The 12,201-nt window shown below is 64.8% G+C and carries 7 protein-coding genes; all 7 read left to right on the forward strand.

Annotated features, from left to right (window positions below; translation table 11 throughout):
* Nucleotides 1-1,895, forward strand: a 1,895-nt coding sequence (locus ACOJUJ_RS04315; RefSeq protein ID WP_420125619.1) for a DNA polymerase domain-containing protein, incomplete at its 5' end; no start/stop codon positions are given.
* An 833-nt stretch (nt 1,896-2,728) separates the two neighbouring features.
* Nucleotides 2,729-7,423, forward strand: coding sequence for an RHS repeat-associated core domain-containing protein (locus ACOJUJ_RS04320; RefSeq protein WP_420125620.1), 4,695 nt, complete (start codon nt 2,729-2,731; stop codon nt 7,421-7,423).
* 8 nt (nt 7,424-7,431) lie between these two features.
* Nucleotides 7,432-7,836 carry a hypothetical protein gene (locus tag ACOJUJ_RS04325; protein ID WP_420125621.1) on the forward strand — a complete coding sequence of 135 codons (405 nt, stop codon included), beginning with the start codon at nt 7,432-7,434 and terminating at the stop codon, nt 7,834-7,836.
* A gap of 179 nt (nt 7,837-8,015) precedes the next feature.
* On the forward strand, nt 8,016-8,168 hold the full coding sequence (locus ACOJUJ_RS04330; protein WP_420125622.1) for a hypothetical protein: 153 nt from the start codon (nt 8,016-8,018) through the stop codon (nt 8,166-8,168).
* Nucleotides 8,165-8,752 (forward strand): RHS repeat-associated core domain-containing protein, encoded by a 588-nt coding sequence (locus tag ACOJUJ_RS04335; RefSeq protein ID WP_420125623.1) that lies wholly within the window; start codon nt 8,165-8,167, stop codon nt 8,750-8,752. The genes ACOJUJ_RS04330 and ACOJUJ_RS04335 overlap by 4 nt, the downstream gene beginning before the upstream one ends.
* 630 nt (nt 8,753-9,382) lie before the next feature.
* Nucleotides 9,383-10,435 carry an RHS repeat-associated core domain-containing protein gene (locus ACOJUJ_RS04340; RefSeq protein ID WP_420125624.1) on the forward strand — a complete coding sequence of 351 codons (1,053 nt, stop codon included), beginning with the start codon at nt 9,383-9,385 and terminating at the stop codon, nt 10,433-10,435.
* A 557-nt stretch (nt 10,436-10,992) separates the two neighbouring features.
* Entirely contained in the window at nt 10,993-11,625 is a 633-nt protein-coding gene (locus ACOJUJ_RS04345; RefSeq protein WP_420125646.1) for an RHS repeat-associated core domain-containing protein, read from the forward strand.
* Nucleotides 11,626-12,201: the final 576 nt, after the last annotated feature.

Consider the following 12,201-nt stretch of genomic DNA (forward strand, 5'->3'; position numbering starts at 1 on the left):
GGCGCACGGAGACGCTGGAGGCGCACGGTACGGGCGACGCGGCCGAGGCGGACCTCATCCTGCGGCTGGCGGAGACGGTGCGGGCGGCGGACCCGGACGTGATCGAGAACCACAACCTGCACGGGTTCGACCTGCCGTTCCTGGCCCAGCGCGCGCGCCGGCTGCGCATCCCTCTCGTCCTGGGGCGGCTGGAGGGCCGGGCCCTGCGCGAGCGCGCCGCCCGCCGCGGCGTGGCCAAGGACGACGACGGCGACCGCCGCGTGCGCTTCGTGGCGCCGGGCCGCGAGCTCATCGACACCATGGACGCCGTGGCCCGCTACGACTTCGCCACGCGCGAGCTGCCGGGGCCCGGGCTCAAGGTGGTGGCGCGGCACCTGGGCGTGGCAGCGCCGGACCGCGAGTACGTGCCGGGCCACCTCATCCACACCGTCTACCGCACGGACCCCGAGCGCATCCGCCGCTACGCCGTGGACGACGTGGAGGAGGTGGCGGCCATCGCGCGGCTGCTGGGGGGCGCGGCGTTCGCGCTGGCGCGGATGGCCCCGCGGCGGTACGAGCGCCTGGCGGACGCGGGCCCGGCCACGGGCGTCATCGACCCGCTGCTGGTGCGCGCGTACCGGCGCTCGGGCGCGGCGCTCCCCGCGCACCGCCTGCCGGACGGCACGCCCCACAGCGGCGCCGCGCTGCACCTGTTCGCCACGGGGGTGGCGTGGCGCGTGGTCAAGGCCGACGTGGCCAGCCTGTATCCCTCGCTCATGCGCGCCTTTCGCATTGGCCCGGCGCGCGACCACCTGGGCGCGCTGCTGGCGCTGGTGGACCGGCTGGTGGAGCAGCGGCTGGCCGCCAAGGCGCGCGGGCGCGAGGCACCCCCCGGTTCCGCCCAGCGCCACACCCACGAGGCCATGTCGGCGGCGATGAAGCTGGTGGTCAACTCCGCGTACGGCTACCTGGCCGCGGGGGGCGAGCTTACCCGCTTCGCCGACGTGCACGCCGCCAACGAGGTGACGCGCCGCGGCCGCGAGACGCTGTCGTTCATGTGCCGCGAGCTGGCGGCGCGCGGCGTAACGCTGTTGGAGGCGGATACGGACGGCGTGTACTTCGCCGTGCCGGAGTCGTGGACGGAGGACGACGAGCGGCGCGTGGTTTCCGAAGTGGCCGCGCTGCTGCCGCCGCTGGTTCAGCTGGAGTTCGAGGGACGCTACGCGGCGATGCTCTCGCACGAGCCCAAGAACTATGCGCTGCTGGGGTACGACGGCACGCTGATGCTCAAGGGTGTCGCCTTTCGCTCCAGCCGCGCGGAGCCGTACGGCGAGGCGTTTCTGCGCGCCGCGCTGCACCGCCTGTTCGCCGCCGACGTCACCGGCGTGCGCGACACCTACCTGGCCACGCTCGATGCCCTGCGCCGCCGCGAGCTGGCCACGTACGACGTCTCTTCCCGCGTACGGCTTACCAAGACGCCGGACAAGTACGCCGAGACGCGCGAGTCGCGGCGCGAGCTTGCGTACGAGGCGCTGCTGGCCAGCGGGCGCACCGCGTGGCGGGTGGGCGAGCGCGTCCGCGTGTACCGCACGCAGTCTGGCGGCGGCGCCGTGGTGCCCTCTGAAGAAGCGGACGCCGCCGGCCGTGCCGCCGACCCGCGCGACTACGACGTGGACCACTACGCCCGCGTGCTGCGCGACAACTACGCCACCCGGCTGGCCCGCGCCCTTACGCCCACCGACTTTGCCGCCGTCTTCGCCGACCCTGACCAGCTCTCCCTCTTTGCCCCGTCTACGGCCGCGATGCGCCCCATCCTGGACACACGCCCCGGCATCCACGTCTCGTCCATCCCCGTCGCCGCAGCGGCCGGTGAGATGGAGAATGGCATCGAAGCGGAGCCGCTGGATGACGTCTGATGTGGGGCGGGAGCCGGCGCTGGCGGTCGATACGCACGCGAAACCTTCCTCCTCCGCGCGCTTGTGATGAAAGCCGCGACCCCAAACCGGTCGCGGCGACGAAGGAGATCCTTTCGATGCGCCGCCGATCCTCCACGACCGAAGCCGATCTGGGTCGTGCGATCGATGCGTGCAGGGACACACTCCGTCGGAACCTTGCAATAAATCCCATCTGACATGGAGTGATTCCGCTGTCGGCATTGCTCGTTTGCGAGCGGTGCGAACGTACGCGAATGAATCACGAGTTCGCCCTCCATCCCTCCCCGCGTCCTCAGCGGCGCATCCTTTCGCGATGTGTACGCGACCGCCTGAAAGTGGCTGGCGTGCTCGGTTATACCGCTTCTCGCGGTACGTTGTGCATTCGGCAAATCCGGGTGAGCACCAAACACACCTCCAGAACCGAACATTTCATACCCAATTCGCAAAAAGACTTTGCACGCAGAGGGAGCAGAGGAAGCAGAGGACTGCCCGAAGGATCCCGGTTTTTCTCTGCTTCCTCTGCTCCCTCTGCGTGCAAACCTGCAGTTGGGAATAACGATCGAATGTGAGACTCGTCTTTTCCATGAGCCGGGATGGGTGCGCAATGAACAGCGGGATTTCGGTATTACGCACTCGAAACGCCACTGGGAGCGGGACGTTTCGACCCCCAGGTTCCAAACGGCGCTGACGGGGGCATCGGCGCCAGCAATCGCACACCGTATGCCTTGCGCCAGGGTCGATCTGTCACGTTATTCGATCAAGGTTCGTCCTCTCAGTGTCGTATTCCTCCCTCCTCTTCCATTCATCGGTATCCCATGCCGTCATTCCGTCCCGACGTCCCGCCTCGCGTGCTTGCGGCCACGATCCTTGTGCTCCTTGCGTTGCTCGGAATTTCGTTCGCCGCGCGGGCGGAGGCCATCGGCCCGGGGAAGGAGCCATTCGCGTCGCTGAGCCCGCAGCCGCTCCGCACCGTGGAACCGACGGCGAGGCCGCGTCGCGCCGGGAGCGCGGCCAATGCGGCCGCACCGGCCACGGGCGCCGCCACCGTGGCCATGACGGTGCAGCTGGCCGACCTGAACTCCAGCAAGACGGTAGAGCGCAGCCAGTGCGTGACGGTGGCCACCGGGGTGCGGTCGGCGTACGAGTGCGGCGACCTGCGCATGGTGCACGCGCTCCCCGCCTTTCGCACGCGCAACCAGGCCCGCGCGCCGGTGCTGCTGTACAACGCGCAGCATGCGCACCCGCGTCCCACCGTCTACGCGGACGTCACGCTCCCCGCCGGCGCCGCGGTGCCCACCCTCGTATACGCCGACGTGGTGATCGGCGGCGTGGTGGTCGCCTCGGCCAGCTACCCGGGCGGCGACTGGCAGCCGGGAGCCGCGCGGCGCGTGGCGTTGCAGTGGGACGGGCTGAACACGGCGACGGGCCTGTACGCGTACACGCTGCAGGTAGTCGCGGCCTACGGCACTACGCAGGCGCCGTCCATCCCGGCCAGGGACACGATGGCGGTGGTGAACCGCAAGTCGAGCCCCTTTGGCGCGGGGTGGTGGCTGGCGGGGTGGGAGGAGCTGGTGCCCAGCGGGCCCAACTTTCTGTGGGTGGGCGGTGACGGCAGCACGCGCTTCTTTATCCCCGACACCATCGCCAACCAGTGGAAGGCGTGGAACCCCTCGGGCGCGCGGGACGAGCTGCGCCGGTTCACGGACCCGGGCAACGGCGAGATCCGCTACCGGCGCGTCCTGCGCGGCGGGGGGTCCGTGTACTTTACGTCGGGCGGCACCCACTACCGCACCGACAACCGGCTGGAGCACACCACCTGGTTCACCCTTGACGGTGCGCGGCTGGGGAGCATCTCGCTGCCGGTCGCCGGCGGTGCCGCCCCCACCTACACCTTCGGCTACGACGCCGAAGGGCGCCTGGCGCAGGTGCAGGCGGCGGCCCCGGGCGCGGACACGCGGACGACCCTCGTGGAGCGGTTCGGCGCGGGCGACCGCCGCGTGGCGAGCATCCAGGACCCGGACCAGAAGTCCGTCGCCTTTGAGTACGATCCCCAGGTGACGCGCCGGATCAGCGCGTACACCGACCGGCGGATGACGTACACTTCCTTTACCTTCGACGCCGCGGGAAAGATCTCGGGGACGCGGCTGCGGATGGGCGCCGCGCAAACGCCCTTCGACATCGTGCGCGGGTTCCAGGCGGGGGAGTCGAAGGGCGTCGCGAGCTCCGTGGCCACCTCGGACGTCTATACCCGGCTGGATGGCGCGCGGACGGACGTGGTGGACCACACCTACCTGTGGATCACCCGCTTTGGCGCACCGTCTCGCATTCGCGACGCGCTGGGCCACGAAACGCAGATCTTTCGCGAGAACGGGGTCTTCCCGGCGCTGGTCACCCGCACCGTGGCACCCAACGGCTTTACGCAGCGGGTGGAGTTCACGGGCAGGGGGATGCCGCGCCGGGTGATCTCCATCAACGCCCGCGACGACGGCAAGGCCGACACGCTGACGTACACGTACAACAACGCCAGGTGGCCTGACTTCGCCACCACCATCATCCCGCCGGAGCGTGACAGCGTAACCATCGCGTACCGCAACGACGGCAGCCGCGCCTGGCAGACGGACGCGCTGGGGCGGACGGTGTACTTTCGCTACTACGACTCCGGGCCGCACAAGGGGCTGCTGCGCGCCACCGACATGCCCGAAACGCCGCCGGACTCGGTGACCTACGACGCCACCCTGGGCAACCTTTCGGGGACACGCAGCCCCCTGGGCGTGTGGACGCAGTACGTGAACGACGGCATCGGCCAGTCCAGCGACGTCGCCACGCCGGTCGACTCGGCCGGGCAGCTGCTGCAGCACCAGTACACGTACTACGACGCCATGGGCCGCGACACGCTGGTGCGCGCCACCGGCCCGGCCCTGCCGTACTCGCTCCCCTGGGCGCCCGCGGGCGCGCCGCCGGTGCTGGCGGAGCAGACGGAGGTGCGCAAGGTGTTCGACGGCGAGGGCAACGTGCTCACCGTACTGTCCACCACCAACGCCCCCGACGGCGCCGACGTGCAAAGCAACTACACCTATGACCAGGCGGGGCGCAAGCGTACGGAGTTCGTAGGGCAGAAGCTAACCACGTGGACGTACGATCCCGCCGGAAACGTGGACACCACCTACAGCGACCGCGGCCTGCGGACGGTGATGCGGTACGACGCGGCGAACCGGATGATCTCTCGCGTGATGCCCGCGGCGGTGTACGCGGCGGAGACGTGCGCCGCGCACGGACCGCTGTTCCCCTGCACCTATCGCTTTCCGCTGTATCCCAACCACGCCTCCGGCGGTCTGACCGTCCCGGGCGACACGGCGACGTTCACCTACGACGCCGCGGGCAACCTGCTCACGGCCAACAACCGCGCCGCCCGCATTCGCCGCACGTACACGCCGGGCGGGCTGCTGGCGACCGACTCGCTGCGCATCCGCGTCTACGGCGGCGCGCAGATCTGCCCGACGATCGGGTGCATGCCCGAAACCCAGTCCATCGGGGTTGGAGGAGCCGAAGGCTTCGACACCGGCATCGCGTCCGTCACCGATCCGTATCCGGCGTCGGAGTTCACCACGCACGTCTACGGCCTGGGGTACCGCTACGACCGCAACAGCCGGCTCAGGGACCTGCTGGGCCCTGCGGCGATCTCCGCCGCCTTTGGCCGCGACAGCACGCGCTACACCTACAACCTGGCCGGCGAGCTGATCGGCGTGCGCGACCCGCTGAACAACGTGTTCGGATTCGAGTACGACAACGATGGGCGTCCCGTGCGCACCATCTACCCGGACACCGCCAACCCGGTGGTCGAAACGCGTACGTACGACGCCGACGGCCGGCTTACCCGGCGCCGGGCCGCGGGCGCGTGCCTGGTGCACGACGACAGCATCGAGTACGACGTGCGCGGCAAGGCGCTGCGGGTGAGGGAGGCGTGGGGAAGCAACATCATCCAGAACCGGTACTCCGGGCTGGGGACGCTGGTGGCCTCGTCACACGGGCAGACCACCGCCATCCCCACGGTAGAGGAGTACCGCGCCGATCCCATGGGCCACATGTACTGGAGCCGCACGCGCAACCCCGAGACGGGCAACGCGCCGGAGATGGGGTACGAGTATGCGCCCAACAGCAGCGCCGTGGTCGGCACCGTGTCCATCAACACGCAGTCGCAGACGCAGATGTGGCACCCCGACACCACCTACACCAGCCTGGACGAAGCGGGGAACGTGATCGTCTCGGGGCAGCGGTCGTACCGCACGGTCAACACCGGCTACGGGCTGATGATCAACCTGGTGTCCAGCTCCGCCACGCGGCACTACTATGGGGCGGACGAAAAGCTGCGCTTTCTGCAGAAGTACCACTGGACGGGCGAGGCCACGAAGGGCACTTTCGACGAGTACCGCTACGACGCGCGGGGGCGGCGGGTGCTGCAGCGGATGCGGCGCGACAGCCTGTGTACGGGCTCGGAGTGCACCAGCGCCATTGAGCGGTACGTGTGGTCGGGCGACCAGCTGCTGTACGAGATCCGCGCGCAGGGCGGCGACAACGCCACCGCGGCGCAGCTGGAGAGCGACATCCAGGGAGGTGACGAGTTTGGCCGCGTAGGCTACACGCACGCCGCGGGGATCGACGCGCCGCTGAGCGTAATCCGCACCGGCCACGTGTCGGGGAACGTGACGCTGATCCCGCACTCCGACTACCGCGGCGCGTACCATGCAGCCAGCACGTCCAACGGCGGCATCTACAACTGCGGGCCGAACGATCCATGCCTGTACGTGTTGTGGCCCAAGCCGTATTGGGGCAGCTACTTCAAGGGCGGTGATCCGGCGGCGGGCGACTGGGCGGGAAGCCTGATCCGGGGCCAGCAGGACATCAGCGGCCTGATGTACCGCCGCAACCGCTACTACGACCCCATGACGGGCCAGTTCACCCAGAGCGATCCCATCGGCATCGCGGGCGGGCTGAATACGTATGGGTTCGCGGAAGGGGATCCCGTGTCGTACTCGGATCCTTATGGCTTGAAAGTGGAGTTTGAGAACGACCGCGCCGAACGTCTTTGGCGAGAACTCGAGCGTGAGGTAATACGGGGCTTGAACAGCAGGGATATGGAGGTGAGGCTTAATGCTCGGTATCTTCAATCAGTAATGCAAGATATCGAAGCGTCGCCAAATACGCTGAGCCTGAACGTGGGTCGGCAGAATGTTACGGTGGACCGCTACGGCGGGGCAAAGACGTTTGCGCCAATCTGGGGCTTATTCAACGACAATGCGCGTACGATCATCGACGCGAATTTCGGTCGGCAGCGGTTCGACTTAGACTTGACGATCTCACTTGCGCACGAACTGGGGCACGCATGGGCGATTATGACGGATAATGTGGATAGAGTTGGCCCGGCAATTCAAACTGAGAATGCTGCAAGAATTCTGCACCGATGCTCGCCTTCGCGGTATTCGGACAGACAACTACCACCACGATGCCGGTGAATAGGGACATGACGATCATGTTCAGAATTCCGCTTATGGCCGCCGCGATAGTCCTCGGCATTGCCGTCTACGCGGATCCATACACGTTTTCCGCGGATACGGGCCACTTCCGTGTCGGCGCACCTTTGTGGCAAACAGCTGTAGCCCTCGCGGATCTCTCGCTGCTCGGCCTATACACAGCCGCGTTGTGGAAGCGTGAAACACGACGCGCGATTGGCTTCCTTGCGGTTGGAACTATGCTGAACATAATAGCAAATATCATTTTTATCACCCGCGATGGAGTCGATCGATTTCTGATGGCCTTTGGCACCTACGAGATCCTGACCCTGTATCTTGGCACTCTCGCCATACGGGTTGCCATGCTGAGCGTCTTGGGCTTTTTCAACGACGCCGCCAAATCGAGTGCAAGGTAGAAGTCTGCCTAACCGGCGACTCTGATCTTCTCACACCATATTCCACCGGCTTTCTGTGACTGTGGGTTGGCGGCGTATCGGAGCACGCACGTCTTCGTCTCCCAACGGGGCGCTGCGGGTGACCGTGGGATGGGGGGGGCAACATCATCCAGAACCGCTACTCCGGGCTGGGTACGCTGGTGGCCTCGTCACACGGGCAGACCACCGCCATCCCCACGGTCGAGGAGTACCGCGCCGACCCCACGGGCCACATGTACTGGAGCCGCACGCGCAACCCCGAGACGGGCAACGCGCCGGAGATGGAGTACGAGTATGCTACTACGACCCGATGACGGGCCAGTTCACCCAGAGCGACCCCATCGGCATCGCGGGGGGGCTGAATACGTACGGGTTCGCGGCGGGGGATCCGGTGTCGTATGCTGATCCGTATGGTCTTTGTCCCGAGGAGATGCGAGGAGGAAGCGGCCGGTGCCCTGGCCAGTTAACTGTGGACCAATACAATGCGATGGCTAGTGCGGCTGCAAATATGACCTCGGAAGAGGCTGCTCGCTGGTTACACAAGTTGAACAACGGATACATTGTCGCAGGGTGGCACTCCGACCAATTGGTCCGCGCCCATGCCACGGCTGATTGGGTAGGTGAGAGTTTTATCGTCATCAACATGAACCGCCCTGCTGGAACTACAATGTTTGATCAGGTGGATCCTGGGTTTATCGCAATCACTGGGAGCCATGAGATTGGCCACGTGCTGCAGCAGGAGGGCATGGCGGGTTTTTCTCGAGAGGAGTGGTGGCGGCGCTCTGCTACAGACCGATTCGGTAAGTTCGCGTTCATGATGGAACAGGATGCCGACCGTCATGCATGCGCGAACACTACCGGAACGTTCTCGGATGGCTATTGTGGAAGGAGGAAGTAGTGCTGACTCATCTGTTCTCCGGCCGGGTGGGAGTGATGGCGACAGTCGTAATGGCTGCATGCACCAACGGACGTACAGTGCAACCAGCTGCCCCTGTCAATCCTGAATCGGTCACTCAGGCGGTGGGCGATTCCACGGAGTTGTACATCCGTGGGACGTTCTGCAGTTCGGAACGCTTCATAGCGGAATCGTACAATACCACCGGGCGTACGGGATTCCACCCGATAGTTTGGAACAGGCATTCCCTCGCGCGACTCCCCGAGAGCGTGAAGCAATTTTCACGGACGCTCGACAACGCCCGCTGCGCTATCGGCGCATTGGGGATGTATATGTGCTGAGTGCAAGTGGAGTAGACGGCGTACATGGAACACAGGACGACCTCGTATGGATCGGTTTTCGTGATAGAATGGATGCGTGTGGAATTGTACGTGGAGACGGAATCGTTCGGCGGTTCGAACATTCTACTCCGGCATGTCCCGCTCTACCTGCCAATGAACAACCCGAATTTCCCGAGCAGCAACTCTGACGTACCGAGCACTCAAGCTCTTCGTTCGGACGACGCTTTTCTTAGGCGGGCGCCGTGGCCGACGGCTACTTCAGCGAGTACCGCTACGACGTGCTGGAGCGGCGGTGCCGCAGCGGAGGCGGCGCGACAGCCTGTGTACGGGCTCGGAGTGCACCAGCGCCATCGAGCGCTACGCGGGGTCGGGCGACCAACTGCTGTACGAGATCCGCGCGCAGGGCGGCGACAACGCCAGCGCGACGCAGCTGGAGAGCGACATCCAGGGGGGCGACGAGTTTGGGCGCGTAGGTTACACGCACGCCGCCGGGATCGACGCGCCGCTGAGCGTAATCCGCACCGGCCATGTATCCGGCAACGTGACGCTGATCCCGCACTCCGACTACCGCGGCGCGTACCATGCAGCCAGCACGTCCAACGGCGGCATCTACAACTGCGAGCCGAACGATCCATGCCTGTACGTATTGTGGCCCAAGCCGTATTGGGGAAGCTACTTCAAGGGCGGTGATCCGGCCGCGGGCGACTGGGCGGGAAGCCTGATCCGGGGCCAGCAGGACATCAGCGGCCTGATGTACCGCCGCAACCGCTACTACGACCCCATGACGGGCCAGTTCACCCAGAGCGACCCCATCGGCATCGCGGGGGGCCTGAATACGTACGGGTTCGGCAACGGGGACCCCATTTCATACTCTGATCCGTATGGCCTATGTGCTGAACACGAGGCTGAGCAGGACAGCACGAGAGCGCTCACGCCACAAGAGGAGCAGAGGCTACGTTGCGTTGTTGAAAACTACTCCGCTCCCAACATCAGGGCTGAACAGCTGGCTATGATTGAGGCGGGAGAGGTGGGAGTCGGCAACTATAGGGCCGGAAAGATCGACGCTTATCAACAGGGACGAAACATTTGGTTTACAGGGAACGGGGATTTTAGTTCAGTCGCAATATATAACGAGTTTTCACTAGCCAAGATCTTTGGACATGAGTTGCGGCATCGACATCAGGAGATGATAACGCGCGCACTTACCGGCGCAGCGGTTCCGCCCGATACTCCGCTCGGTCAACTGTTCGAAGCTGATGCGCGTGCGTTCGAGGCGTCTGCAGTCGTTCGCCCGGAACCCAAGTATGCAGGATGGGATGGAGTTGTTCGGTGTCCGCCTTTTTGACTTTCTTCATCCAGGAGCGCTGAAATGCACCGCTACATCGATCGAGCCGCTGTCTTGGTTCTGCTCTCATTGGCGAGTTGTTCAATACACTCTCGGAGGAGTCCAGACTGCCTGTCAAAGGGCTACCCTGCTGCCGCAGCCCGGGCTGCGCTGCCCCCGATCGTCGCCGGCACCCAAACTGTGACTGACCGAGAAGACGATGTATTTCCGGATCCGGAGGTTAGAACGTGGATACACCTCGATGCTCTACGCACACTCGTGAGGCGCTATAGAATGAACACTGGCAAGCTGCCCGAACGCCTTAAGGATGTATCATCGGAAGGTGACAACCTCCCTGTTCTCCGAGATGGGTGGGGACAATTGGTTGTCTACTCGTCGGCGCGAGGGGAGTATGAGATACGCGCTGCCGCTGCCGACGGACGCTACTGTTCGCAGGATGATGTTCTAATGACAGAGCAATACCAACCGCCGTATCCGTCGGCTCCTTAGGGCCCTCAGGTCCCATAGGGGGAATCGGGTGGGAGAGCCTGATCTGCGGCCAGCAGGACATCAGCGGCCTGATGTACCGCCGCAACCGCTACTACGACCCCATGACGGGCCAGTTCACCCAGAGCGACCCCATCGGCATCGCGGGCGGGCTGAACGCCTACGGGTTCGGGAACGGGGATCCCGTTTCATACTCTGATCCGTATGGCCTATGTGCCGATGACCAGAAGGACGGACGAGGCCTTTGTCCCGGAGGATGGGACGACACGAGGTATCGGCAGATCGAATCCTATATTCAGTTGCTCGATGCCGGCGCGCGTGATCCGCTGATGCAAATGCTGGAAGGCGGAAGAATCCGGCGCCATGGGGGTGCGCTGTGGCATAATCGTCCCGCCGGCTCGCCTAGAGGGAAAATCGTGTTAGCCGAAGAGTTCTTCAATGGCCAAGCATTAGGTTACGAGACGGCTGGTCAGCGATCATTCGTTTTGGCTCACGAGTATGGCCATCAACTCCAGCGACAGCAGCGAAGTCTGCTCTACTTGCCGATGAACGGCCGGAGCATCTCGGCTTATTTCAATGCGGGTAGAGGGTCGGCGTTAGAAACCCACTTTCAGAACGATGCGCAAGTTTACGCGTGCAGGCATAGCACGGGAGTCGCACGCGGAAATTGGCAGACGGACTGTAACAACCTGGGAGTACCGTGATGCCGTCAATCACCAGAAGCACCTCGATGCTCGCAATCCGGCTTGCATTCGCAATGATCGGCATGGCCGCATTCGCCTGCGTTCCTCAAGAACAGGGCGACGACCTTCTTCCCCTGTACACGCGGCAGGACAGCGTCCGGGTGACAATTGCGCGAATCTACGCCTTGGTACGTACCACAGATCGAATAGGTCGCAGTGCCGGTGCCCTTCCTCAGACCCTTGTCGATGATGATCCCAAGCCGGGATTCAACGGGCGAGATCCGTGGGGTCAGGTGCTTCACTATACTACAGCCGGACGCACGTTTGAAATTCGATCCGCAGGCAGTGATGGGGCGATCGGCACCACCGACGACATCGTTGCGACCGGCCGCTTGGGTCGAGCCATGCCGTGTGAAATGCGGCACGACGGTCAGACCACGACATGGGATCGGGTTGCTCCTCCGTGCGAGAGGATGACCACGAAGTGGATCTATCCTCTGTGCCCAGCACTCTCGGAGTCGGACAGGATGGATCGATCCATCCCTGCAACGCGCCGAGACTCGATCCTGGCCATGGGCCAGCGGCTGGTAAGAGTTG

This window comes from Longimicrobium sp., from assembly GCF_048594345.1.
In the GTDB taxonomy this organism is placed as follows: Bacteria; Gemmatimonadota; Gemmatimonadetes; order Longimicrobiales; family Longimicrobiaceae; genus Longimicrobium.

Bases quoted from the DNA above. Each gene is read 5' to 3' on its own strand.
- ACOJUJ_RS04325 (WP_420125621.1), top strand. From the start codon at position 7,432: ATGACGATCATGTTCAGAATTCCGCTTATGGCCGCCGCGATAGTCCTC.
- ACOJUJ_RS04335 (WP_420125623.1), top strand. From the start codon at position 8,165: ATGACGGGCCAGTTCACCCAGAGCGACCCCATCGGCATCGCGGGGGGG.
- ACOJUJ_RS04320 (WP_420125620.1), top strand. From the start codon at position 2,729: ATGCCGTCATTCCGTCCCGACGTCCCGCCTCGCGTGCTTGCGGCCACG.